Here is a 24,318-nt window from a genome sequence, read left to right on the forward strand (position 1 = left end):
GCGAATTTATTTATATGTATTGGAGACACGCAACATGAACATCTTATTCAGTTTGGTTTATGCCCTATATGTCACGTTTTTATATGTGATCCCGTTCTCGCAAGAGACACCGTACGAGACGGCCGGATATTTTGCCACGTACGACCGACAAATCGATAGTTGGGAGAACACGGAGCTGTTTGAGTCGCTCGGTGTCGACCTTGATTTGAACATGGAGCGTGTTATGCACGACGCACCGATCCAAACGTTTTGGACGGATGTCACGATAGAAGATGAGGCGTTCGAAGGTTACTCGTCGATGATGATTCAAGAACCGATTCAAGGCGAAATCATCCACGCCGAGTGGGACGCACCAATTCCTGACGTGACAGGTAAAATCGTCGTCTTGCCGATGACCGACGCGTCATTTGAGATGCGAGAAGATGCTTACGAGATTGACCATTACGGTGAGGTCCTCAATGATGAGGCGGCGAATCGCTACTTGTCGAAATTGAAAGAGGCGGGAGCGGCTGGCTACTTGATCACCCCACATAAAGATGCACCAGACGAGTTCGGATTCGTTTATGTGTCGGCCGCGATTCGTCTCGCTGGGACCGGCATTGGAGCCGATGCCGCCGAATCAATCACCGATGGTCAAACCGTGACGATTGAGCCGTTCGAGACGGAGATGGTTTACACTGAATTCGTTCAGGCGGGGACGACCGATGAAGAAGTCATCGTGATGGCACGGCTCGATAGCAGCGGGTATGGTGACCACGCGTTGATTGGCCTCGGTGGTGCCTCGATTCTGTTTCATGTCATTCAAGCGATGGATGGCATGAAGACGGATGCGACGATTCGCTACGTGTTTTTAAATGGGTATGGTGAAGGATATGAGGCGAGCACGCATTACCTCGGATTGTTAGAGGGACGTGGCATGACGCCGAGAACCGTCATGTTGCTCGACTTAATCGGGACAGGTGACACGGATCGATTCCTCAAAACGCACGGCATGACGTCGTACCCGTTTATGGATGATGTATCATTTGAAGATGTCGAGGTGAGAAGTTTAGGGGTGTCAATTTTAGACGAATATCGACAAGCCGGTATCGACGTCGTCTCGTTGAACGATTCAATCACGGCAGACCAGGACGTCTTCACCAAGGACGACACAATCGATCGGCTCTCTGACGAAGCGATGCTCGAGCACGTAGAATGGGTGGTCGAGTGGTTGAAAAGGCAATAAGCTAATCTTGAACTATAGACGACACATGGTCTGCAGTCTTTTTGTTCACATGACTCCTTGGGGCGAATGATTAGGCAGCAAGCTGATCAAGAGATGAAAAAAAGGTTGTCACAGTAATGATAAGAATGATTTTCGCCAAGGTAGTGGACGCATCGTAACCTAGATGAGAGTCGTGTCAATCACATAGAAGAAACGGAGAAAACATGAACGTTTACTTTGAAGAAATCAAAGACGTTTACTCAGCATTTGGTTGGAAGGGCAGAGAGTTAGATTCTCATTTAGAAGACGACCTTAGACAAATAAGCGCTTTTTGTATTGTGGGGGAAATGTTACTTTTCCCAGAAGAAATCGAGCAGTTCAAAATCAAATGTGAGGAATTGTTTAAAAATCATTTGACGAACGAGCTAAGTCATATGCGATACAAACTCTACTTGATTGCCTTGAAACAGAATGAGTATAGACAAACTGAAAAAATCTTTCATTATTACAAGCTATGGAAAGCTCTCGAGAATGAGATGGATTGCAGTGGCTTTACCTCAAGAATTGAAAAGTTAGTGTGGAAGAATGGAGAGGCTTTCTATGTCGGAATCTCAGAATTCAATGCCGATTTTTTGTTACCTGCCATAAAGCTCGCAAGTGGCTATTCCAACCACTATGGCATTGTCTTGATAAACAAATCAGAAGACGAGTCGTCTGAACAACTAATGGACAAATTGTTAGAGGAAGGAATCAATAATCATATACAGTTCGATTTCTCGAAACTAGTTCCCTTACTATGTAGAAAACATTACAGCGTGTGTGTTTGGGGAAGTTCGAGTGAAGAGCAACAACTAAGCTGTTTTTATATGAATCACAAGTGAAAGTACATGTGAGTTGGCGGAGCGGGTCAAACATGTCATTCAGTTTGAGAGCGGCATGTTTATCGCAAGTGAAGAACATATGTTGAAAAGCGTTCGCGGGGACGAACCCCATACAGAAGCTGAGTTGGGATTTTAGTTGAACCACTCGATGATCGAAATTAGAGTGTTTGAATTTCAATGTTTCGAGATATTCTTGCGGGATGGAGATGAGTAAGTGTCTTAACAGTGAATTCTTTCCTAATGAATAATTACATAATAATGGAAAAATGGTATGCTTGTTTATAGTGATTGAAGTTTAAACTAAAAATGTAAGGGTGATATGAATGAGCGATAAAATTCAAGTGCTCAAGTTATCAATGCTCGCGATTATAGCGATTAGCACTGGTTATATCGCATGGCACATTAATGAGCTGATCAACGCATTAAACGGCATTTCATTCGCACTACAAGCATTGAACTAAACCATTTCTATGTATTGAACTGAACTTCTAGACCAAAAGGACTTCCGCATATGCAGAAGTCCTTTCGTGATGACTACACGTATTTTATGAAGCATGGATAGAAGAAGCGAAAACTAAAAAAGTTCCATCGCTCGCAGTACAAGAAACAGATGATAAACCGTTGGAATAAACGTAATCAACAAACCAATCCATTTCGTTCGCTGTCTGAACTGTAAGAGGAAACCGATTGTCCACAGTGCAAACCACAACATAAAGTACCATCTGTATTCTGGCGTATCCGTTTCCGCAAAAACCGCTCGGCCGACAGTTAACCCAAACGAATTGACCAAAACAAACGTGCCTGAGAGAGCATTCCAACTGTGCCTTACTATTTTTTCAAGCATTCTCGTAATCCTTTCTGTAAATGAGATTGAATTGCCGATAAAGCATACTACTTCATATAATGAAGTGGGCATAGGTTCTTAATACTACATTTCGACAATTTGGAATAATTAACCTTTTAGTTTGGTCGGATTTGTATAGCGGGAATTCAATTCATTTCTGAACTCAGTCCCGAAACATCGAAGGATCAGATGATGACGCCCTTTACTTTTACTCGATACGCGTCGCGATGTCCGGTATGATGAAAGAGGAGGCGATACAATGGAACGAGATATGAAGATTAAGATGAACTATGGTGAGTTAGCCGGGACGTTATCATTGCATGACACGCCGCGAAAGACGGTCGTCATCTTGAGCGGGAGCGGGCCGAGTGACCGGAACGGTAATGTCGGACCTGTCCAGTTCAATACGTATAAAAAACTAGCCGACGCGCTATATGGCATGGGCGTCAACGTATTTCGGTACGACAAACAAGGGATTGGGGAGTCGGACGGTGACTTTAATAAAGTCGGACTCCATGACTTGGTCAACGATGCAATCGAAGTCGTGAAAACGATCCAACGGTTGCCTGAAACGGGCGATGTCTACGTGCTTGGCCATAGCGAAGGGGCGGTCATCGCCCCGGCCGTTCAACTCGAGACGAATGCGGCCGGATTGATCCTCCTCGCCGGATTCAACGATTCGTCGAAGCAGATGTTCTTACATCAAGCCGACGCGCTCGCATCCGAGATCGGGCGCGTGAAAGGGTTGAAAGGGATGTTTTATCGGTTGACCGGTGTCCCGAAAAAAGTCAGACAACGGCAAGACGATCTGCTCGAGCGGTCGCTCCGGACGAACGTCGCTGCGTTCAAATACCGAGGCCAAGTCGTCAACGCCAAATGGATTCGTGAACATGCGTCGTATGACGTCCGAGAACGGCTCGAGCTCGTGCGCGTCCCGCTGCTTGCCATCACTGGTGACCGTGACGTACAAGTCCCGCCTGAACACGTCCATTCACTGCGGACGAAAGGCGATGTCGACAGCTATATCATTAAAGATATGAACCACCTGCTCGTCGAACGGACGAGCCCGCATTCACTTTTAACGTTGCACAAAGAATATCGTGAGGCGATCGAGGCCCCGCTTCATCCACAGCTGTTACAGAAATTGAACGATTGGTTAATCAAATAATGAATAACAGTCTAAAACGGTCACTAGTTGACCGTTTTTTATGTTATAATTGTGACGATAAGATAAAAAGTGAATGAATTTGAATGTTTTTGATTGTTTTTTGAATGTAAACGCTTTATATTAGAGATACGGAGGGAATACGATGTTAACGAAACAACGACATCAGATGATTTTGCAACGGTTGTCGGAACAAAAGATCGTCAAGCTGAAAGAGTTGGTCGAATGGATGGGGGCGTCAGAGTCGACGATCCGCCGTGATTTGACAGACCTTGAGGTCGAAGGCTACCTTGAACGGGTTCATGGCGGGGCGACGCTCGTCGTTCGCGCTGAAGACGAACCGACGTTCGAGGAAAAACGGGATCGGCACGTCGATGAGAAAGTCGCGATCGCACGGAAGGCCGCGACGTTCATCGAAGACGGGATGTCCGTCTATCTCGATGCCGGGACGACGACACAAGCGATGGTCCCTTACTTGACAGGTAAGAAAGTCATCGTCGTCACGAACAGCCTCCCGATTGCCAACGACTTGTTCGGTCTCGACATTAAGACGTTCGTGATCGGCGGCGAGTTGAAACGTTCGACGCAAGCGCTCGTCGGCTACAACGCCCGCGAGAGCATGATGAACTATCGGGTCGATGTCGCTTTTCTCGGTATCAACGGTGTCGACCTAGAAGCCGGTTACACGACGCCTGACCCAGAAGAAGCCCTAGTCAAAAAGACAGCGATTGAACTAGCTCGGGAAGCCTACATCTTGGCGGACGATTCAAAATTCGGGAAACGTTCGTTCAGCCGAGTCGCGCCCCTCGAGGCGGCGACACTCATCACGATTAGCGATGCACCGTACGTCAGTTCAGTCCAAACATTAACAAAGGTGGTGAACGCCCAATGATTTACACATTAACACTTAATCCATCAATCGATTATTACGTCACTTTGCCAGAAGTCGTCTTAGGCGAGGTTAACCGCATCCAAGAGACGACGCAACGGGCCGGAGGAAAAGGTATCAACGTCTCGTTCGTCCTACGTGAGTTTGACGCCGATACGGTCGCACTAGGATTCATCGGCGGGACGACAGGTGAGTTCATTAAGAAAGCGTTGACGGACAAGGGTGTCGAGACCGATTTCATCGAAGTCGATGGCGAGACCCGAATCAACGTCAAGATCCGGGCGAAAGAAGAGACGGAATTGAACGCGAGTGGTCCTGTCATCTCGGACACGGAACTTGAACAGTTGACGGCACAGTTCGAACACGTCCAAGCAGGTGATATCGTCGTCTTGGCCGGAAGCATCCCTAGCAATCTGCCGAGCACACTTTACCGGACGCTCGCTGAGAAAGTTCGAGCGAACGGAGCCGACTTCGTCGTCGATACGACAAAAGAAGCGATGCTAGAAGTGCTCTCGCTCGAACCACTCATGATCAAACCGAACCATCACGAGCTCGGTGAACTGTTTGACGTCAACATCGAGACGTTTGACCAGGCGCTACCTTACGCTGAACAGTTAGTCGAGCGTGGCGCCAAAAACGTCATCGTCTCGTTCGCAGGAGACGGAGCGATGCTTGTCAACGGTTCAGGCGCCTATACGGCGAATACTCCGAGCGGGAAACTTGTCAATTCGGTCGGATCGGGCGATTCACTCGTCGCCGGTTTTGTCGCCAACATTTTAGACCATGACGCAACCAAGGCGTTCCGCTATGCGGTCACGACCGGCAGTGCATCTGCTTATACGTTTGGCCTCTGTACGAAACAAGACGTGGACCGCTTGGTCGGCGAAGTCGACGTCACCCCACTATCACGATTGGAGGAAACAACATGAACATCACGGACCTACTCAAAAAGGACACAATCCAACTGAATCTCCGCAGTCGTTCAAAAGCGGACGTCATCGAAGAACTCGTCGACGTGCTCGACCGGGCCGGTAAGCTATCGGACCGGAACGGTTATCGCGACGCCATCTTGGCCCGCGAAGCGCAAAGCACGACCGGACTCGGTGAAGGGATTGCCATCCCGCACGCGAAGACGAAAGCTGTCAAAGCACCCGCAATCGCTTTTGGTCGCTCGAGCGGGATCGACTATGAAGCGCTCGATGGTCAAGACAGCCGCTTGTTCTTTATGATCGCTGCAGGCGAACACGCCAACAACGAACACTTGGAGACACTCTCGAAATTATCCGTCTTCCTGATGGATCCAAAATTCCAGGAACGTCTCTATGCGGCAACGTCTGAAGACGATGTCATTCGCGCGATCGAAGAAAAAGAAGCGGCGGAAGCGGCACCTGTTGCTGAAAAAACGGTCAAAAAGGATGCACCTTATATCCTTGCCGTCACAGCTTGCCCGACCGGCATCGCACACACGTATATGGCAGCAGACAGCTTGAAACAAAAAGCAGAAGCGATGGGTGTCGACATCAAGGTCGAGACGAACGGCTCGACCGGCGTCAAAAATGAATTGACGGCAGCGGATATCGCCAAAGCAACAGCCATCATCGTCGCTGCCGACAAGGCCGTTGAAATGGAGCGGTTCGCCGGAAAACATGTGATCGAAGTTCCGGTCGCGCAAGGCATTCGTAAACCGGAAGAGTTGATCAACCGGGCCGTCAAACAAGACGGACCTGTATACAAGGCATCAGGCAAGTCTGGAGCCTCGCAAGAGCAGCGCACTGGGATTTATAAGCACTTGATGAGCGGTGTATCGGCTATGCTCCCACTCGTCGTCGCCGGTGGACTGTTGATCGCCATCAGTTTCTTCTGGGGCATCAACTCGGCTAACCCAGATGACCCGTCGTTCAATGAATTTGCTGCCCAATTAAATACGATTGGTGGAGCGGCATTTAGCTTCCTTGTCCCAATCCTTGCCGGTTTCATCGCGATGTCGATTGCCGATCGTCCGGGTCTCGCACCAGGTCTCGTCGCCGGTTTGCTCGCTAGCCAAGGTGGCGCTGGTTTCCTCGGTGGACTCATCGCCGGTTTCCTTGCTGGTTACGTCGTCCTTTTCTTAGTCAAAGCACTCGCAAAACTTCCGGCCTCGCTTGAAGGGATCAAACCAGTCCTCTTGTATCCGTTGCTCGGTTCGTTCATCTCCGGGATGATCATGTTACTCGTCGTCAACCAACCGATTGCAGCGTTCATGACATGGTTGATGGAAGTCTTGAACAGCATGAGTGGTGCTAACGCCATCTTGCTCGGTGTCATCGTCGGTGGCATGATGGCCGTCGATATGGGCGGTCCGATCAACAAGACAGCATACGTGTTCGGTACGGCGGCACTCACAGCCGGAAACCAAGAAGTCATGGCGGCCGTCATGGCAGGTGGCATGGTGCCACCGCTTCTCGTCGCGCTCGCGTCAACCGTGTTCGCTCGTCAGAAGTTCTCGAAACAAGAACGTGAAGCTGGTAAGACGGCGTACATCATGGGCGCCTCGTTCATCACAGAAGCGGCTATCCCGTTCGCTGCGGCCGACCCGATCCGGGTGTTGCCGTCAGCGATCCTCGGGTCAGCGATTGCCGGTGGCTTATCTGCTTTCTTCACCATCCAATTGCCGGCGCCGCACGGTGGGATCTTCGTCTTCCCATTACTTGAAGGAGCTGGAAACGTCGCGATGAGCATGGGTCTCTACGCACTTGCGATTCTCGTAGGGGCACTCGTCGGAGCACTCCTCCTCTCGTTCTTGAAAAAACCGCTTACGACAGCGACGGCAGAGCCAACGCGTGATGTCGCTTAACAAACTCGACCGTAGGGATTCCTACGGTCGTTTTTTGTCAAATGATTGTCAGTCGTTTCGAGAAGATGTGTGATTTCGATTCGGTGATTTGTGGTAAGATATTTGTAAAACTTAGGGTAGGAGGGGGTACGGATGCAAATACGGAAAGCTGAGCCGAAAGATGCTTACGGGATCGCACGCGTCAGGGTCAACGGTTGGCGAACGACTTATCGGGGGATAGTTCCGACTGAAATTTTATTAAAGCTTTCTTCTGGATCGATCGAATGGTCGGAAAAAATCCGAAGTGCCCTTTCTAACCGCGAAGTCAGAGGATTCGTCGCCATAGTCGATGAGGAAATCGTTGGTTTCGTATTGTATGGGGACGAGCGGACGGGGGACTATCCGGACCATCCAAACGAGATTTATGCGATTTATATTCTCGAAGAGCACCAGCGAAACGGTCTTGGTTCGATGCTGCTCGAAAAAGCAGTTCATGCGATGCACGGACATGGATTGATCATTTGGTCGCTCGAGCTGAATCCGCATCGAGCGTTTTATGAACAAAAACAAGGGCAAGTCATTGATTCAAAAGAGCGGCTGTTCGGGGAACTGTCTCTCCGTGAGATCGCCTACGGGTGGACGGAAGGAAATCACGACGCCATCGTCGGAGCATGATCGGACACGACTCAACCGTCGTGTCCGTTTTTTTAGACTACTTACAAAACAAGAAACAGGCTAGGTGATGATGTGAACATCTATAACGTAACCAAATATCATCCTGAAACGAGAGGGGAGATTGACGAGTGGACCGAAATCTCGGACATCAATCGAACGTTTGACGGTGTCGTCTTCACGTTGGAGGAATATCTCCGCGTGGAATCGAATTACGTTAAAGCGATTGAGCGAATCATGGATTATTTAGGCGTGAAGACATTGACCGTCTCCTATCTAGAACGACGCGACTATGACTATCGACCTTCTTCGAAACGCGCGTTCAATACGCTTTATCCAATCCGAATGAGAGACCTTCGCAAAAAAGTGAAGCCAGGGAAGGTGCTGTCACGCGACCAAATCCCGAACATGCTTCGCCTCATGTTCCGGAATACGCTTTATGCCGAGTTAGAATATAAAGTGAATGAGTCGGACGAACAATATAGCTTTAAAGTGTTCTTTGGATACGACTATATGATGGGCGTCCATTCGTTGAACGATTTGTCGCCGCTGCGAGACGAGTTGTTGCATTTGGATATGTATCTCGAAGATTAAGTCAAAGTGATACTAAATAAACGACTTAGAGGATCAGGGCAGGACGTTGTTTATCTTTCCTCCTTATCTATCCGTTAATCATGTTTAAATGGTAAAATTTAAAAAATAAGAGTCGGAAGATTCCCGATTTTATAACGATATCTTACAAAAAGGTGCTGGCTACATGCATAACTACACTCTACTGGAGAGAGCCCTATTTTTATCGCCTTCCCTCAATTTCGAGAAGCTGAAAAAAGAGATGGATGGAAAGACTGTCCTGATTACTGGAGCGAGTTCAGGAATCGGCAAGGAGTTCGCCTATCTATTAGCGAATACAACTGCGCATCTGATTCTGGTGGCCCGCAGAGAAGCCAACATGAACGTCATGAAAGTCGAAATCGAAAAAGCTACAGCCAGTGTAACGGTATTCCCGGCAGATTTGCGCAATGAAGAGGAACGAAAAGGATTGCTGGTATTTCTTCATCAATTAACGGACGGAGTGGATGTTGTCGTCAGCAATGCCGGAATCTCCATCAACCGTCCAATTGCCCAGTCGCTGGATCGTTACCATGACTTCACACGTACCATGGCGCTTAATTATTTTGCTCCGGTACAGTTGTTGCTATCGCTCATTCCAGTGCTTGCGAAAAAGAACGGGCACATCATCAATGTCTCCACCATAAATGTGTTGCTATTCCCTATACCTCACTGGGCTGCCTACCAGGCGTCGAAAACCGCTTTTGATACGTGGTTGCGCTCGGCGGAGCCGGAACTGAAAATCAAAAACATTGCCACCACTTCCATTTATCTTCCTCTTGTGAAGACACCAATGATTAAACCGACACTTGCTTATCAGACTGCCCCTGCCATGTCACCGGGTCACGTGGCGGAACTGATCGGACACGCCTTGTATACGAAAAGAAAAGTTTATAAACCGTGGTGGCTGATTCTAGGTCAATGGGCTTCAGTTATTTTCAGATCACCGTTATCGTTTATCGTCCTCAGGTTATTAAGAAAAAAGGAGCGTGAAAGAGGCGATGTTTAATTTGCTGAAAATATTGTCGCAGCTCAATTTTCTTTCCCCATCAAACTTAGGACGTCTTTGCTTCGCGATCCGTCAAAACGGTGTAAACCTTATGCTTCTTTTTTCATTGACAGAAAAGACGAGAGGCCAAAAAACAGCTCTGGTGGATAGTCGGGAAACACTCAATTATCAGGAGCTGCAGAAGCACTGTGAAAATCTCGCTTATCTTCTAGCAGAGAGGCATGGGATTTGTAAAGGACATAAAGTGGCATTCTTCTGTAAAAATCACGCCTCCTTCGTGCAGGGCATTTTTGCTGCTTCGCGGCTCGGCACAGATATATACTTGCTCAATTGTTCCATGAGTCAACTGCAGTTCAATCGGCTAGTGCAAGAACATCACTTCGACTTCCTGATTTACGACGAAGAGTTTAGCGGATTGATTGAAAAATCGTCTTACCAACATTCAAAAATCGTCAGTTATCATGAAAAAAATGAATCCATCAACAGTTTGTCGGATTCGGCTCTACATAGAAAAGAAAAATTGACGGCCTCTTCCAGCGGAAAGATTGTGCTGTTGACCGGTGGCACCACTGGAAAGCCCAAACAAGCGATTCACCGCCCATCCCTCTTTAGTTTCCTGGATCCTTTTGCTGCTTTACTGAACCGACTGCAGCTGCCAACGTACAGCACTGCCTATATTGCAACGCCGATTTACCATGGCTACGGCATCGCTGTACTGTTATCATTTTTTGCTTTGGGGAAGAAAGTTGTCATTCAGGAGAGCTTTGATGCGAAAAGAGCATGCGCCCTTATTCGGCAGCATCAGGTAGAAGTTGTCACAGTAGTTCCTTTGATGGTTCATAAAATGTTGAAGCACGATAAAGAAGCGCTCGGTTCTCTAGCTTGCATTGCGTCTGGAGGTGCAAAACTAAATCCGGTTTTAGTGGATGAAGTAAACAATCATCTGGGAAATATCTTATACAATCTATACGGAACTTCGGAAGCCGGCTTGAATATCATTGCTACACCTGAAGATTTAAACTATCATGCAAACACGCTTGGAAAAGCAATTTCGGGAAGTCAATTGCAGGTAGTCGTGGATGGGAAAGAAGTTGAAACCGGCAGTATTGGGCAATTTTGTATTCGGAATAAGTGGTCAATGAAAAACAGCCCAAGCCTCTGGATTCAAACTGGCGATATCGGATACCGGGACGAGAACGGCTATTATTTCCTGTGTGGACGAACAGACGATTTGATCATTTCAGCCGGCAACAATATCTATCCGTCGGAAATAGAAGTTGCTTTGTGCACTCATCCGAGTGTCGAAGACGTCGCTGTAATCGGTATAGAGGATGTCTACGCTGGCAAAATTCTGAAGGCATTCGTACAGCTGTATTCTGATAAAAAAATGACTGAAGAAGCACTTTTAAGCTGGTTACGCACACGAGTGGCAGCATACCAAGTTCCTCGAGAAATCGCTTTTGTTGAGGAGTTGCCTTATACACCGGTTGGAAAGCTGGACAGAAAACAAGTTCAAACAATTACTCGTGTCGAGGGCTAAGTAATTGAAAAATAGAGCTATAAAAGATGTTGAGAGTACTTTGATCACGGGTGAGGAAGTGGAACTGAAAGAGGTAATCATCGAGTGGATGAAGTGTTGCGCTTAATTTGACAAACTGTCGAATGAAAAGGTTTTCAATTGACAAAAATAGAAAAACGGTGACGATTTTTTGTCTGGGTTATCAAAAAAGACCCGATTCTAGCCGATAGATAGGTTAACGTAGCGAGAGGTATTCTCGGGAATAGGGGTTATTTATGAAACGGACGAAACAACGAGCCATCAGCATTAAACAAAAGTTGATCACGATGTCATTGCTCTTATTATTGATTCCATCGTTATTGATCGGCTTCGTCGCCTATTACCAGGCGAAACAAAAAATCACGGATCAAATCATGCAGTCGGCGCACGCGGGTGTGGAGCGGATGAATGATGAGATCACGAACCTGATCGAACCAATCGAGCGCGATGTCGCCTTTTTTGCGGGGCGGATCGACGAGTCGCTCTACGAAGAAGGGGAAGACAACCTTGGGTTAGAGGAGAAATTCGTCGAATATTTGGCGACCCACCCAAAAGTGACGAACATCTATTACGCGTCTACTGAAGGCGCGATGACAATCTACCCGACGCAAACGTTACCGGATGATTACGATCCTCGGACACGACCATGGTACGAAGCAGCAGATGGTGCTGGAGGCGACGTCGTTATCACCGACCCTTACGTCGATGCGTCATCAGGTAAAATGATGGTCACGCTATCGCAGACAACCGATGACGGTCGTGGCGTCATTGCGGTCGACGTCGACGTTGACGATATCGCTGAAGTCGCGACTGGCATTCAGATCGGGAAAGAAGGCTACGTCACGATCCTTGATGCGAACCAACAGTTCGTGACGCATCCGACATTTGCTGCCGGTGAGAAAGGTGAAGGAGAATGGGTTAAACCGCTCTATGCAGAAAATGAAGGACGTTTCTCATATGAGTTTGAAAACAAAGGGAAACAAATGGACTTCATGACGAACGACTTGACCGGCTGGAAAGTGGCTGGAACGTTGTACGATGAAGAAATCACCAACGAGACGGTAGGTATCCTGTGGACGACCGTGGGCGTGATTGTTGCGATGAGTCTTTTGGCCTCAATCATCTTATACTTCATCTTACGCTCGATCATTCGACCGTTGAACCGTTTGACGACGGGCGCGGAACGGATTCAAGCGGGAGATTTGACGGAAGAAATCATCATCGATTCGAACGATGAGATCGGCCGGGTCGCTGAAAGTTTCAACGGCATGACGGCGTCACTCCGTTCGATCATCATCAACCTCGATCAATCGATCGGGCAAGTCGCCGCATCGTCGCAAGAACTCATGGCCAACTCGGCGCAAAATACAGCATCTTCTGAGCAGATCGCCGGTGCGGTCCAGCAGATGGCGGCCGGGGCCGATGATTCGAAACGTCAGCTCGATGACAACGCCGTCTCACTCCAAGCGATCACGGCAGGCATCATGCGCATCGCCGAAAGCTCGACAGACGTATCAGAACTGTCTCGTGAGACGGCGATTGAAGCAGAGGATGGCACCGCAGCGGTCACCCATAACGTGACGCAAATGAAGGCGATTGACACATCGGTCGAGACGTTCGGCGCAGTCATCCAGTCGCTCGCTCACCGCTCGAATGAAATCGGAAACATTGTCGATGTGATCAACGGGATCGCGACGCAGACGAACTTACTCGCTTTGAACGCGGCGATCGAGGCTGCCCGCGCCGGTGAGAACGGGAAAGGGTTTGCCGTCGTCGCGAGTGAAGTCCGTAAGTTAGCAGAACAGTCACAGGACTCTACGAAGCAAATTTCGCAGTTGATTGAGAACATCAAGCAAGAGACGGAGCGGTCTGTCACGTTGATGAAAGAAGTGTCGGCCCATACGAAAGCGGGTCTTGAGACGACCGAGAACACGGCGGAGCGCTTCAAGAAGATTATGTTACGGACGCAGGAGATGACGCCACGGATCGAGGACGTGACGGCCACTGTCGAAGAGATCGCGGCGAACGTCGAAGAAGTTTCAGCATCAGCGACGCAAATCGCTCACATCGCCGACGAGAATTCGAACGCCTCGAGACAAGTCGCGGCAACGACAGAAGACCAGCTCGGTTCGATGGAGGAAGTCTCGCAATCCGCGAAAGCACTCGCCGATATGGCGGAGGAGTTGCAAGAACTCGTATCACGATTCAATGTATAAACGAAAGGCAGAGCGGATTTGCTCTGCCTTTTTGGTACATTTCGATTCTTCTTAGAGTTCATATCATCGTTTGCTCGACACTTGGTTGCGGCCTAAGTTTTTTGCCACGTACAGTGCCTCGTCCGCGTCTTGGAGCGCTTGTTCGACGGTCTTTCCGCCATCAAGCGAACTGACGCCGAACGAACATGTGACGTGCGGGACCGGACCGAACGGTTCGTCGTTGATCTTTTGACGTAACTTGTCGGCCAACTGGATGCCATCAGTAAGTGTCGACTGCGGGGCGACGATTAAAAACTCCTCGCCGCCCCAGCGACCGATCGAATCGGTCTTCCTTATATTACGGCGGAGCAATTGAGCAATCGAACGTAACACGAGGTCGCCGGTCGGGTGACCGAACGTGTCGTTGACGAGCTTGAAGTAGTCGATATCGAGCATGATGACGGCGGCAGGTGCTTTCGTGTCGACCGTATCTTGGACAGCCGAGGTCAGGACGTCGCCGACTTTTTTACGGTTGAATAACTCGGTCAACGGGTCGAGTGACGACAGATGCTCCATCCGTTCTTCATAACGTCGCTGTTCGGTCGTGTCTTCGATGACGCCGACACCGCCGTCGACTTGACCATCGGTTTGAAAGCTTGGTGACATCGTCGTCCGAATAAACCGCGGTTGTCGGTTCGGTGCTTGGTACCATCCAGCCAATCGAATCGTCTCGCCGTTTAGGACACGTCTTATGGCGCTAGCCAAGTCAAACGAGGATGAGGTGAATCGATCGAGCGCTAAATTAAACGGGGGAACGATCCCGAGTAAATCCAGGAACGAGTCGTTATAGCTGACGATATGCCCATCAAGATTGAATGCGAACAGGCCGATCGGTAACTGGTCCCATGAGGAAGGATCGGGTTTCATGGTGTGGGTGTCTTGGTGAATTCGTTCTTGATCAGCCATAGAATGACATATGCGCGAACGCATACTTCCTCCTTTCTTTAACGAAACGAGAGTTTAGGACGTTCGTACTGATACTTTATACCCTTATTTGGAAGAATATTAGCTAAAACATGATAAAAATAAGCTGAAATCTAGAATTTGTCGGTTGATGGACATAAAAAAGAGACCGCTGGCGCGATCCCACAACGGTCATAAGATTGGGCTGAGCAACCGTGACACACCTTCGCGCATCCGGACGCTCCACTTCCGGACCGCATAGTCGTCGACCGTATAGCGGCGACTGACGGCGACGTCCGACTCGAACAACGAGGCGAGCTCAAGAGCGACCCGCTCGTCGTAGATGATGGCGTTCACTTCGAAGTTCAAGCGGAAGCTGCGAGCGTCCAAGTTCGTCGTCCCGACAGTTGAAATTTCATCATCGACGACGAGCGTCTTCGCGTGCAGGAAGCCTTCATCGTACATGTAGACGTTCGCCCCGTAGTCGAGCAGCTCACCGAGAAACGACAGCGACGCCCACATGACGAACGGATGGTCCGGTTTTCCGGGAATCATGATGTCCATCTCGACACCAGAGAGGAGTGCCATCTTGCAGGCGTCCATGAAGCTCGTATCCGGGATGAAATAAGGCGTTTGGATGATGACCCGTTGCTTCGCCGACGCGATCATTTTAATCATCATATTCTTCAAGTGCTCGGTGTCCGAGTTCGGTCCGCTCGTCACGATTTGCATCGGTGACTGCTCTTTAATATCATGGTGCGCGAAGCAGAACGAGTTTTCAGGGTCGTGATGCTTGCTCCCCGAAAAGTTCCAGTCCAAGATGAACCGGTGCTGCAGGTGGTAGACGACGTCCCCTTCGACCCGGAGGTGGGTATCGCGCCAATAGCCGAACTTTTCGACGAGGCCGAGGTATTCGGTACCGACGTTAAAGCCGCCGACGTAGCCGATCTTCCCATCGATGATGACGACTTTTCGGTGGTTCCGGTTGTTCAACTTGAAATTGATCAAGCCGAACGTCGGTGGGAAAAAGACACGGACTTCACCGTTATGCGCGATCAACTCCTTAAAGTCTGAATCGCGGAGGCTGCGCGATCCGACCGCGTCATACAACAGCCGGACTTTGACGCCCGCTTTGGCGCGCTCGATCAACTCGTGGATCAATGCCTTCCCGAGGGCATCACGCTGGATGATGTAGTACTGGATGTTGATCTCGGTCTCGGCGCTCCGAATATCGTCCATCAGCGCCTTGAACTTCTGTTCACCGTCATGCATGATGGTCGACTTGTTATGGACGCTGATGAGTGACTTCGATGAGCGCAAGTTCATCTCGAGCAACTGTTCGTACTTCGCAAACAGCGGTTGCGAGAGGGCGGTCTCTTTGCGACGAATCTGTTCGATTTGACTCTCGACTTGCAACGAATGAAACGATCGTTCCTCAACACTCAAGTTAAAGAAGTTATCTTTTTTAAGCTGTCTACCGAGGAACAAGTAGATGATAAATCCAAGGATCGGTAGGAAAAATAATACGAGCAACCAGGCCCAGGTGGCACCGACATCGCGGCGCTCCGCGAAGATAACTGCTAAAGCGAACAATAAATTTAACCCGAGGACGATATACAGCCCCCAACTGATTATGACCGACCATTCCATGCGACCCACTCCTAAACGACAAATTGTGCAACTAGCTTTATAATACCTCAATCGAGGGAATAGTATGCTAGTGAAAAAATAAGGGGGAGACTGAGATGAACTTGAAAGTGGATTGGCAACAAGGGATGGCGTTTCAAACGACGACTCCTTCCGGACATAGCATGACGCTCGATGCGGCGGCGGATGTCGGGGGATTGGATACGGGGCCACGGCCGACCGAGATGTTGCTGCACGCCACGGCGGCCTGCACGGGCATCGATATCGTCTCGATTTTGCACAAGATGCGCCTGCCGCTCGAACGGTTCGGTATGGAAGTCGATGCGGTGCGGGCGACCGAGCACCCGATGCGGTTCACGACGATCCATATTTTATATGTACTCGAAGGGGAGATGCCGGAGGAACGTGTCCGCCGTGCCATCGAACTGTCCGTCGACCGCTATTGCTCGGTATCGCATAGCTTGAACGCGACTTTGACGTATAGCTATCAATTGAACGGGGGCGACGTCATCCCGTTCCGATGACATCGCTCAAGCAAGATGGTTGAAATCGGTCGAACGTCTCCGTTATATTGGTATTTCAAATACTGCATAAATAAAGGAGGACGTTATGATTCGACTCGCGACGAAACGCGATGCTAAACACATCGCGCACCTAATCGAACAACGAGCCGTAGCGCTTAATGAAACAGGAAGTGACCAGTGGACGGAATATTTGGAGCTGGATTTGTTAGAACGCGTGCGAACCGACATTGCGACGGGAAGTGTGTACGTGTATGAACAACATGGCTTTGTCTTGGCCTCGATCGCCTTGCTTCCTCCGGATGAATGGGATCACAATTTATGGGAAGATGGCGAGCGCGGTCAATACATCCATCGCATCGTCGTCAGTGAGCAATTGAAAGGCCGTGGCGTCGGTCAACAGCTGATGCAACATGTGCTCCGCGAAGCCGATGGTAACGAGCCGATCCGTCTCGACTGTGTCGCCGACAACGAGTTTTTGAACGAGTATTATCCACGTTTTGGTTTCGTTTACGTCGATTCACGTAACGGATACAACACGTTTGAATATGGTTTGGATGAAAGTGTCAGTGCGTGAGGGGTTAATGTACCCCTTTTTTTGTTACAATGAATCATGAAGAAACAAAGGAGGAATAGATATGATCAACACTATATTGGTCGGTTTCGGCTTCTCGGCGACGACGTTCCACCTGCCATTTTTGACGACGCTCGAGGAATTCAACATCACTGGGGTCGTCTCCTCTAGACCGGATGACGTCCGTGCCGTGCTCCCTGACGTGGACGTATACGCGACGCTCGAAGAAGCGATCGCGACCGATGCGACGCTGTTCGTGATCACGACACCGTCGAACTTACATAAAGACATGGTAACGGTGTGTCTCGACGCAAACAAAGACGTCCTCGTCGAGAAGCCTGCGTTCCTAACGTCTGAGGAAGGGGAATCCCTCATCGCCCTCGAGAAGACGCGTGACGGGATCGTCAACGTGTTCCACAACCGACGCATGGACGGAGATTTCTTGACGGTGGCGTCACTGCTCGAATCAAACCGAATCGGAGACTGGAAAGTGTATGAATCACGCTTTGACCGGTTCCGTCCGCATGTCCGGGACAGATGGCGTGAGAACGCAGGTCCTGGGTCTGGTATTTTGTTCGACCTCGGCAGTCATTTGATCGATCAGGCGCTCGTGTTGTTCGGCGAACCGGACCACGTCTCAGCAGACGTCATGGTCCAACGAGACGGCGGACAGTCCGACGACGGCTTCAACGTGACGCTACACTACGGTGAGAAGCGCGTCTATTTACGATCGAACCCGTTCGTCGCCGTTGAAGCGCCTCGCTTTGAAGTCCACGGTACGGCAGGCAGCTTTATGAAATACGGTCTCGACCCGCAAGAGGCCGCGCTCCGAGACGGCACGATCGAAGCGGGTGTCAGTGAGACGGGGACGCTCGTTGTAAATGAGCCGCAAACGATCGAAATCGAGCCGGGGCGTTATTTGGCATTTTATCGCCAGCTCGCTGACAGTTATTCGACGCGACGGCCGGTCGTTTCCCTCGAGGACGCTTTGTTGACGACGCGTGTGATCGAACTTGCACGGCAATCGTCTCGAACGCAAACAACATTATCGTTTGAATAACGAAAAAGCAGGAAGTCCGCGAATTGGACTTCCTGCTTTTTCATGCGGCTTCCTCTTCCGGATTTGCCATCTTTTCCGTATTTCGAACGATCGGGAAATTGCTGAACAGTTTGCTGCCGACGAGACCGGCGATGATGCCGACGGCGAACACGATGATTGCCGTCACCGTCACCGTCTGCCAGTCATTAAAGCCATACATGACGAGCAGTCCCGGGATACCGGCGGCAGACCCAGGTGCGTTGTTCACCATTCCGGTCATCGCGACGATGAGTCCGGCGATGGCACCACCGACAAAGTTGACGCTATAGATTGGGATCGGATTCGCCGAGATGAGGTCGGCTTGTGTGAGCGGTTCGATCGCGACCGAAAGTTGGTCTTTCTTCGAGCCGATGTTCAATCGCTTAAAGAGTAAATAGTTCATCGAAATCGACGCCGTCAAGGCGAGGGCCGCGATTGCCATCGGGACACCGGTCAGACCGAGCATCGCCGTGAGCGCCATCGAACTGAGCGGTGATGTCGAGACGACCGTGACGATTCCGCCAAGGACGAGTCCCATCACAATCGGGTTTTGCGTCGCTGCGAGCTCGATGACCGCTCCGATTTGAGCGAGCGTGTTCGAGACGAGCGGATCGACACCGATGGCGACGAGACGGGCGAGCGGTGCCATGACGATGACGTAAAAGATCATGTCGACACCGGCCGGAAGGTGACGGTCGAGCTTGCCGCCGAGTAAGGCGAGGACGTACCCTGCGAAAAAGCCGGGGAGAATCCCGAAGCCTGACACGGACAAACCGAGCATCAACGCGTAGACCGGGTTGATGCCGAGCGCAATCGCGACAAGTGCCGCTGCCGCAGGTCCCGACAGCGCACCGGCAGCTTGGCCGACTTCTTCATATAAAGGGAGCGGCAGTAACCCACCGATCGCGTAGGCGTTGAACGCTTCGACGAGGAAGCTCGCGATTGCGGCGCCGGCGAGTGCTCCCATCGCTTTCATCCCGAACGGTGCTTTGTAACTGAATAACGTGAACAAGGCGAGAATCAACAGCAACAGGGCGATCCCTTGAATAATGACCATACGTGTACCTCTTTCTCTCTGTTTTATTTTCTCTATAGTTAACCATTCAGACCGTTATGTAAAGCCATTTCATCCATCTGACACGACTTTTTTGGATGGGAGCGTTTTCAAATGGAAAACGAGACAAATGTGAACGGATTTTTTGAAAAAGTTGTGAAAATGTGTCGTCTGATGTGTCAGGAAGCCGTGGAGTGGGAACATAAAAGAGATAGATTTTCATATAGGATCGACCAAGGAGGAGTAGAGATGCAAATGGAGAACAAAAATTGGCACGCACTCGAACCGGAAGAGGTGAGGAGTAGTCTTGAGACAGACGTAGACAACGGGCTGTCGAAGCAAGAAGTGTCGAGTCGGCAAGAACAGTTCGGGAAGAACGTTCTGCCGGAAAAGGAAAAGACACCTGAAATCATAAAATTTTTGAGACAGTTCAATGACATTCTTGTGTACGTCCTGATCGGTGCGGCCGTCGTCACTGGCTTTTTAGGTGAGTATATCGATACGATTGTCATCGCGCTCGTCGTCACGATCATTGCTGTCGTCGGATACTTGCAAGAAAACAAGGCTGAACAGGCGCTTGAAGGGATTAAAAAACTGCTCGAGACGAAAGCAAGCGTCATCCGAGACGGCAAGCAGATTCAAATCGAATCGAGCGAACTCGTCGTTGGAGACCTTTTGGTGCTCGCCGCCGGTGACAAAGTGCCGGCCGATGCGCGAGTCATTCTAGCCGAGAAGTTCAAAGTCGAAGAATCGGCTTTGACAGGTGAAGCGACGACGGTCGAGAAGAAAATTCAAGTCGTGGCGGAAGATGCTGTCCTCGGTGACCGGAAAAACATGATTTATTCAGGAACGAGTATAGCGACGGGCAGCGCGAAAGCGATCGTCACGTCGATCGGTGAAGGGACGGAGCTCGGTCAAATCAACGCATCGATCGCTGAAGTCGAGACGGTGAAGACACCGCTCATCCGTCAGACGACGAAATTCGGTCAAACGGTCTCGATTGCGATCCTTGTGATCTCGGTCATCATTTACGCGTTCGGCTACTTTGTACGTGATTTCGATCCAATCGAACTGATGCTGACGACGATCGGGTTAGCGGTCGCAGCGATCCCGGAAGGTCTCCCTGCAGTCATCTCGATTATTCTCGCACTCGGTGTTCGTAACATGGCCGAGAAGAAAGCGATCGTCCGTAGTCTACCGTCCGTCGAGACGTTAGGTGCGGTCTCTGTCATCTGTACCGATAAGACGGGTACGCTGACGAAAAACGAGATGACCGTCAAGCAAGTCGTCACGGCGAAGCACGACATCGAAGTGTCTGGCGGCGGATACGCTCCAGATGGGGACCTCGAACAAAACGGTCAACCGTTCGACCTCGATGATGACGAGTCGATGATCGACTTGCTCACGGTCGGAAAGACGTGTAACGATGCCCAATTGTATGAAGAAAACGGTGAATGGGTCATCAATGGCGACCCGACGGAAGCCTGCTTGCTCACGCTCGCCGAAAAAGCGGAGCGACCGATTGAACGGCTGAAAGTCATCTCGAAAATCCCGTTCGATTCGGAGTATAAGTACATGGCGACGCTCGTCGACTATAAAGATGAGCGGATGATCTTCATCAAAGGGGCGCCAGACCGCCTGTTCGATATGGCTGAAGATACGGAATTTGACCGCACCTATTGGGATGAGAAACGTAAAGAGATCGCCGACCGCGGACAACGTGTCCTCGGTGGCGGATTCAAACGGGTCGATCGCTCGAAAGAGACGGTCGACCATGAGGACGTCCAATCCGGTATCACGTTCCTTGGTTTGTACGGAATCGTCGATCCACCACGTCCAGAGGCGATTGAAGCCGTCGCGGCGTGCCGTGACGCCGGTATCCGCATCAAGATGATCACGGGTGACCATAAAGACACAGCCGTCGCCATCGCCCGTGAACTCGGCATGGAAGTCGAAGGCGCACTTGAAGGGAAAGAATTGACGAACATGTCGGACGAGGAGATCAAAGAAGCGTCGGTTCATAACGATGTGTTCGCCCGGACGAGCCCAAATGATAAGCTGCGTCTCGTCAAAGGATTGCAGCAAAACGGGCTCATCACATCGATGACCGGTGACGGTGTCAACGATGCCCCGGCCTTGAAACGGGCCGACATCGGTGTCGCGATGGGTATCAAAGGGACCGAAGTCGCAAAAGAGGCGTCGCAGATGGTCCTCGTCGACGACAACTTCAAAACGATTTACAACGCGGTGCGTGAAGGCCGCCGTGTATACGACAACTTGAAGAAGACGATCTTGTTCTTGCTCCCGACGAACGGTGGACAAGCGCTCCTCGTCGCGATGAGCATCTTGCTCGGTGCCGCGGCACCGCTCAGCCCGGTCCAAATCCTTTGGGTCAACATGGTCGTTGCCATCACGCTGTCGCTCGCGATCGCCTTCGAACCGCTCGAAGAGAGCACGATGAAACGTCCGCCGCGTCCGGCGAACGTCCCGCTGTTGAGTCGCTATTACGTGTTTCGGATCATCTTCGTCTCGATCTTGATCGGGGGAGGCAGCTTGATCATCAACTACATGTTAGCCGACTTTGATTTCTCGACTGCGAAGCTGCAGACGATCACACTCAATACGATCGTCATGGCCCAGTTGTTCCACTTGTATAACTGTCGGACCGAACTCGCTCCGGCGTTTAACCGCCACTTTTTCGATAACAAGATTGCGTTTATCGTATCGGCACTATTGATTGCACTTCAACTGTTCATCACGTACGTGCCGTTTATGCACACGTTGTTCGGGACAGCGGCACTTGATTTGAATGATTGGATCTATCCGGTCGTCTTCGGTGCCATCGTCTTCGTCATCGTCGAGATTGAAAAAGCGATCTCACGTCGTGTCATCGGCAATAAAGACATACACTGATGTTTCGACTCTTGATCGATGTGGAATTAATCCACTATGACAGAGGAGGGATGCTCAATGAAACGTGACGAATCGCAACCTGGGGTTCACCCAGACCCGATGCCAGACGATGAGTCTGATCCGGCGAAAAAACCGGCTCCGACGCAACATCCAGATCCAGACCCGGAAGAAGATAACGAGGAGTCATAACGCACGTCGATGACTCGAACGATAAAAAGGCGACTTTCCCGATTAAATGGGAAAGTCGCCTTTGCTGTGGGTCACTTTTTCGGTGCGACCACACGATACTCGTTCATTTTATCAAACTCTTTTTCATTGAAGTATTCGACGACGACGAAGTCACCAACCGGGCATTCCCACCGGTCTTTCGCGACTTGGCACTCTTTGAGCGTCACTTTCTCGTCGAACATGTCGAGCTCTAACGTATCTTTGAGGAATTGTTCAGCCTGTTTGTCGGCGATTTTGAAATACTCGCTTAGGATGACGTCTTCTCCCTTGTCGTTCGTGTGTGTCATTACTTTAAAAAATCTCATTGGATTTGACCCTTCTTTCTCTAGATAAACTCTCGCTCTAGTATAAAGGAAAGAGTAGGTTTTGGGAAACCCACTCTCAAGTACAACATCAAACCACTTTCGGCCGTCGCGGCGGCGCCTCGTTGAACGGTTGCTTATGACGAATGATGAGCCAAAACAATAGACCGAATAACGGGATGTACGGGAGCGGCCACAAGCTCATCTTATAGCGCTTCGCATCTCGGGTCATCAATGTCATTTGGACGAAGGCGAGCAAAAAGAAATCGACCGTCATCGTGCGGACGAATTGATTCTGTTCGACGTATGACCAATACTGTGCGACATTCCCAGTCATCGCGGCAGCGATGAATAAACCGATCGTGACGAGGAGCAACACGACCCCGAGCAGTCTCGTCGGCAACGGCTTGATTGGCGTCGGGTAGGGCGACTGCCGTGCGAACGCGAGATACGGAGCGATGATGAATCCTCCGACGACGAAACCGGTTGCTGCCGGTAGGAGCGGATTCGGCCGCAGTTGGTTCACTTCCGACCAAAGCAGCGGGAACAGCGCGAGCGGGTAGACGCCTAGCACGCTAAAGAGGGACAAAGAATATCCTTCATAGGCATCGGTATTGTATGTCAGGAAGTCGAGCAAGAACCGGCTCGAGAACGGGGTATTGGGACCAAGTAGCGCGATCGCGATCGCGGCGGCCCAAGGAATCAATAAAAATTTTCTGGTCATGGCTACACCTCTAATCTGTCTCTGTTGTCATTAGTATACCCTGTTATCGGACGAACAAAAAATGAGAAGTGTCTGACGACACGTTCTCATTGGTTCTCTCTTGCATAAGCTTTGATCATCGTCACGAGCTGTTGGGCTTCTTCTGAATTCGCTTCAAGACGGATCCCGTAATCGTACATGCTTCCTATTTGACTGCGGTGACGGACGTGACCGGTCAACTCGATTGACTGGATGAGCGGGACGAGGTCGAGCACGACCTGAACTTTCAGCCCTTCCGACAGCGGGAACAAGTAGTCGCAGCGCAACTTCAAGCCGTGGGCACTAATGTTGAGCAGCATGCCTTCACCGTCATGCAACTCCTTATCTTCCCATACGAGGCGGTAGGGGATGAAACGGGGGTTCGGTAAAATGTAGCGGAACGTTTCTTGTCGGCGATAACGCATCGGTTCACCTCATTTCTCTTCTAGATTATCGGT

At 50.2% G+C, this 24,318-nt stretch carries 22 protein-coding genes; 16 read left to right on the forward strand and 6 right to left on the reverse strand.

The features are described from left to right. Nucleotides 1–34 precede the first annotated feature (34 nt). The 11 genes from A6395_RS00530 to A6395_RS00585 all read left to right on the forward strand — a co-directional run bounded on the left by A6395_RS00530 (nucleotide 35) and on the right by A6395_RS00585 (nucleotide 13,859). Nucleotides 35–1,225: a zinc-binding metallopeptidase family protein gene (locus tag A6395_RS00530; protein ID WP_071397426.1), complete on the forward strand. Its 1,191-nt coding sequence runs from the start codon at nucleotides 35–37 to the stop codon at nucleotides 1,223–1,225. Between the two features lie 203 nt (nucleotides 1,226–1,428). Then, complete coding sequence (locus tag A6395_RS00535) at nucleotides 1,429–2,085, forward strand: hypothetical protein (protein ID WP_071397427.1); 657 nt, start codon at nucleotides 1,429–1,431, stop codon at nucleotides 2,083–2,085. A gap of 1,103 nt (nucleotides 2,086–3,188) precedes the next feature. Then, entirely contained in the window at nucleotides 3,189–4,097 is a 909-nt protein-coding gene (locus A6395_RS00545; protein WP_071397429.1) for an alpha/beta hydrolase, read from the forward strand. A 142-nt stretch (nucleotides 4,098–4,239) separates the two neighbouring features. Continuing rightward, on the forward strand, nucleotides 4,240–4,986 hold the full coding sequence (locus A6395_RS00550; RefSeq protein ID WP_071397430.1) for a DeoR/GlpR family DNA-binding transcription regulator: 747 nt from the start codon (nucleotides 4,240–4,242) through the stop codon (nucleotides 4,984–4,986). Then, nucleotides 4,983–5,912 carry a 1-phosphofructokinase gene (gene pfkB / locus A6395_RS00555; protein WP_071397431.1) on the forward strand — a complete coding sequence of 310 codons (930 nt, stop codon included), beginning with the start codon at nucleotides 4,983–4,985 and terminating at the stop codon, nucleotides 5,910–5,912. The genes A6395_RS00550 and pfkB overlap by 4 nt, the downstream gene beginning before the upstream one ends. After that, on the forward strand, nucleotides 5,909–7,816 hold the full coding sequence (locus A6395_RS00560) for a PTS fructose transporter subunit IIABC (RefSeq protein ID WP_071397432.1): 1,908 nt from the start codon (nucleotides 5,909–5,911) through the stop codon (nucleotides 7,814–7,816). The genes pfkB and A6395_RS00560 overlap by 4 nt, the downstream gene beginning before the upstream one ends. Nucleotides 7,817–7,948: 132 nt before the next feature. After that, nucleotides 7,949–8,470, forward strand: coding sequence for a GNAT family N-acetyltransferase (locus tag A6395_RS00565; protein WP_071397433.1), 522 nt, complete (start codon nucleotides 7,949–7,951; stop codon nucleotides 8,468–8,470). A gap of 72 nt (nucleotides 8,471–8,542) precedes the next feature. After that, nucleotides 8,543–9,061: a hypothetical protein gene (locus A6395_RS00570; RefSeq protein WP_071397434.1), complete on the forward strand. Its 519-nt coding sequence runs from the start codon at nucleotides 8,543–8,545 to the stop codon at nucleotides 9,059–9,061. Between the two features lie 163 nt (nucleotides 9,062–9,224). Next, complete coding sequence (locus A6395_RS00575) at nucleotides 9,225–10,085, forward strand: SDR family NAD(P)-dependent oxidoreductase (RefSeq protein WP_071397435.1); 861 nt, start codon at nucleotides 9,225–9,227, stop codon at nucleotides 10,083–10,085. Then, nucleotides 10,078–11,625 (forward strand): AMP-binding protein, encoded by a 1,548-nt coding sequence (locus tag A6395_RS00580; protein WP_071397436.1) that lies wholly within the window; start codon nucleotides 10,078–10,080, stop codon nucleotides 11,623–11,625. Before A6395_RS00575 ends, A6395_RS00580 begins: the two co-directional genes overlap by 8 nt. Before the next feature lie 254 nt (nucleotides 11,626–11,879). After that, the gene (locus A6395_RS00585; RefSeq protein WP_071397437.1) at nucleotides 11,880–13,859 is read left to right on the forward strand and encodes a methyl-accepting chemotaxis protein; all 1,980 of its coding nucleotides are present in this window, start codon (nucleotides 11,880–11,882) and stop codon (nucleotides 13,857–13,859) included. Between the two features lie 63 nt (nucleotides 13,860–13,922). On the opposite strand, the gene A6395_RS00590 is transcribed toward A6395_RS00585, so the two are convergent. Both A6395_RS00590 and cls read right to left on the reverse strand, forming a co-directional pair. Then, nucleotides 13,923–14,765, reverse strand: coding sequence for a GGDEF domain-containing protein (locus tag A6395_RS00590; protein ID WP_159429433.1), 843 nt, complete (start codon nucleotides 14,763–14,765; stop codon nucleotides 13,923–13,925). Nucleotides 14,766–14,993: 228 nt separating this feature from the next. Continuing rightward, nucleotides 14,994–16,451 carry a cardiolipin synthase gene (gene cls, locus A6395_RS00595; protein ID WP_071397439.1) on the reverse strand — a complete coding sequence of 486 codons (1,458 nt, stop codon included), beginning with the start codon at nucleotides 16,449–16,451 and terminating at the stop codon, nucleotides 14,994–14,996. Between the two features lie 125 nt (nucleotides 16,452–16,576). Here cls and A6395_RS00600 point away from each other — a divergent pair, with 125 nt between their 5' ends. The 3 genes from A6395_RS00600 (at nucleotide 16,577) to A6395_RS00610 (ending at nucleotide 18,603) form a co-directional block, all read left to right on the forward strand. Beyond that, a complete protein-coding gene (locus A6395_RS00600) occupies nucleotides 16,577–16,972 on the forward strand; it encodes an OsmC family protein (protein ID WP_442899259.1) in 396 nt (131 codons plus the stop codon). Nucleotides 16,973–17,057: 85 nt separating this feature from the next. Further along, the gene (locus A6395_RS00605) at nucleotides 17,058–17,546 is read left to right on the forward strand and encodes a GNAT family N-acetyltransferase (protein WP_071397441.1); all 489 of its coding nucleotides are present in this window, start codon (nucleotides 17,058–17,060) and stop codon (nucleotides 17,544–17,546) included. Between the two features lie 61 nt (nucleotides 17,547–17,607). Then, the gene (locus A6395_RS00610) at nucleotides 17,608–18,603 is read left to right on the forward strand and encodes a Gfo/Idh/MocA family oxidoreductase (protein ID WP_071397442.1); all 996 of its coding nucleotides are present in this window, start codon (nucleotides 17,608–17,610) and stop codon (nucleotides 18,601–18,603) included. Between the two features lie 40 nt (nucleotides 18,604–18,643). Here A6395_RS00610 and A6395_RS00615 read toward each other — a convergent pair whose 3' ends face one another. Next, nucleotides 18,644–19,678 (reverse strand): PTS sugar transporter subunit IIC, encoded by a 1,035-nt coding sequence (locus A6395_RS00615; RefSeq protein WP_071397443.1) that lies wholly within the window; start codon nucleotides 19,676–19,678, stop codon nucleotides 18,644–18,646. Nucleotides 19,679–19,924: 246 nt separating this feature from the next. Between A6395_RS00615 and A6395_RS00620 the strand changes: the two genes are divergently transcribed. Further along, nucleotides 19,925–22,588, forward strand: coding sequence for a cation-transporting P-type ATPase (locus A6395_RS00620; protein WP_071397444.1), 2,664 nt, complete (start codon nucleotides 19,925–19,927; stop codon nucleotides 22,586–22,588). A 57-nt stretch (nucleotides 22,589–22,645) separates the two neighbouring features. Further along, nucleotides 22,646–22,777 carry a hypothetical protein gene (locus tag A6395_RS16210; RefSeq protein WP_016509559.1) on the forward strand — a complete coding sequence of 44 codons (132 nt, stop codon included), beginning with the start codon at nucleotides 22,646–22,648 and terminating at the stop codon, nucleotides 22,775–22,777. 71 nt (nucleotides 22,778–22,848) lie between these two features. Here A6395_RS16210 and A6395_RS00625 read toward each other — a convergent pair whose 3' ends face one another. From A6395_RS00625 to A6395_RS00635, 3 genes are all read right to left on the reverse strand, one after another. Then, complete coding sequence (locus A6395_RS00625; RefSeq protein ID WP_070327313.1) at nucleotides 22,849–23,103, reverse strand: hypothetical protein; 255 nt, start codon at nucleotides 23,101–23,103, stop codon at nucleotides 22,849–22,851. A 106-nt stretch (nucleotides 23,104–23,209) separates the two neighbouring features. Further along, complete coding sequence (locus tag A6395_RS00630) at nucleotides 23,210–23,842, reverse strand: hypothetical protein (protein ID WP_016509573.1); 633 nt, start codon at nucleotides 23,840–23,842, stop codon at nucleotides 23,210–23,212. Nucleotides 23,843–23,928: 86 nt separating this feature from the next. Then, nucleotides 23,929–24,285 carry a PilZ domain-containing protein gene (locus tag A6395_RS00635; RefSeq protein ID WP_071397445.1) on the reverse strand — a complete coding sequence of 119 codons (357 nt, stop codon included), beginning with the start codon at nucleotides 24,283–24,285 and terminating at the stop codon, nucleotides 23,929–23,931. Nucleotides 24,286–24,318 lie beyond the last annotated feature (33 nt).

It is taken from the genome of Exiguobacterium sp. SH31, assembly GCF_001816105.1.
In the GTDB taxonomy this organism is placed as follows: domain Bacteria; phylum Bacillota; class Bacilli; order Exiguobacteriales; family Exiguobacteriaceae; genus Exiguobacterium; species Exiguobacterium aurantiacum_A.

Bases quoted from the DNA above. Each gene is read 5' to 3' on its own strand.
- pfkB (WP_071397431.1), top strand. From the start codon at position 4,983: ATGATTTACACATTAACACTTAATCCATCAATCGATTATTACGTCACT.
- A6395_RS00600 (WP_442899259.1), top strand. From the start codon at position 16,577: ATGGCGTTTCAAACGACGACTCCTTCCGGACATAGCATGACGCTCGAT.
- A6395_RS00575 (WP_071397435.1), top strand. From the start codon at position 9,225: ATGCATAACTACACTCTACTGGAGAGAGCCCTATTTTTATCGCCTTCC.
- A6395_RS00585 (WP_071397437.1), top strand. From the start codon at position 11,880: ATGAAACGGACGAAACAACGAGCCATCAGCATTAAACAAAAGTTGATC.
- A6395_RS00590 (WP_159429433.1), bottom strand. From the start codon at position 14,765: ATGAAACCCGATCCTTCCTCATGGGACCAGTTACCGATCGGCCTGTTC.
- A6395_RS00635 (WP_071397445.1), bottom strand. From the start codon at position 24,285: ATGCGTTATCGCCGACAAGAAACGTTCCGCTACATTTTACCGAACCCC.
- A6395_RS00530 (WP_071397426.1), top strand. From the start codon at position 35: ATGAACATCTTATTCAGTTTGGTTTATGCCCTATATGTCACGTTTTTA.
- A6395_RS00615 (WP_071397443.1), bottom strand. From the start codon at position 19,678: ATGGTCATTATTCAAGGGATCGCCCTGTTGCTGTTGATTCTCGCCTTG.
- A6395_RS00620 (WP_071397444.1), top strand. From the start codon at position 19,925: ATGCAAATGGAGAACAAAAATTGGCACGCACTCGAACCGGAAGAGGTG.
- A6395_RS00630 (WP_016509573.1), bottom strand. From the start codon at position 23,842: ATGACCAGAAAATTTTTATTGATTCCTTGGGCCGCCGCGATCGCGATC.
- A6395_RS00550 (WP_071397430.1), top strand. From the start codon at position 4,240: ATGTTAACGAAACAACGACATCAGATGATTTTGCAACGGTTGTCGGAA.
- A6395_RS16210 (WP_016509559.1), top strand. From the start codon at position 22,646: ATGAAACGTGACGAATCGCAACCTGGGGTTCACCCAGACCCGATGCCA.
- A6395_RS00610 (WP_071397442.1), top strand. From the start codon at position 17,608: ATGATCAACACTATATTGGTCGGTTTCGGCTTCTCGGCGACGACGTTC.
- A6395_RS00535 (WP_071397427.1), top strand. From the start codon at position 1,429: ATGAACGTTTACTTTGAAGAAATCAAAGACGTTTACTCAGCATTTGGT.
- A6395_RS00605 (WP_071397441.1), top strand. From the start codon at position 17,058: ATGATTCGACTCGCGACGAAACGCGATGCTAAACACATCGCGCACCTA.
- A6395_RS00545 (WP_071397429.1), top strand. From the start codon at position 3,189: ATGGAACGAGATATGAAGATTAAGATGAACTATGGTGAGTTAGCCGGG.
- A6395_RS00560 (WP_071397432.1), top strand. From the start codon at position 5,909: ATGAACATCACGGACCTACTCAAAAAGGACACAATCCAACTGAATCTC.
- A6395_RS00580 (WP_071397436.1), top strand. From the start codon at position 10,078: ATGTTTAATTTGCTGAAAATATTGTCGCAGCTCAATTTTCTTTCCCCA.
- A6395_RS00565 (WP_071397433.1), top strand. From the start codon at position 7,949: ATGCAAATACGGAAAGCTGAGCCGAAAGATGCTTACGGGATCGCACGC.
- cls (WP_071397439.1), bottom strand. From the start codon at position 16,451: ATGGAATGGTCGGTCATAATCAGTTGGGGGCTGTATATCGTCCTCGGG.
- A6395_RS00625 (WP_070327313.1), bottom strand. From the start codon at position 23,103: ATGACACACACGAACGACAAGGGAGAAGACGTCATCCTAAGCGAGTAT.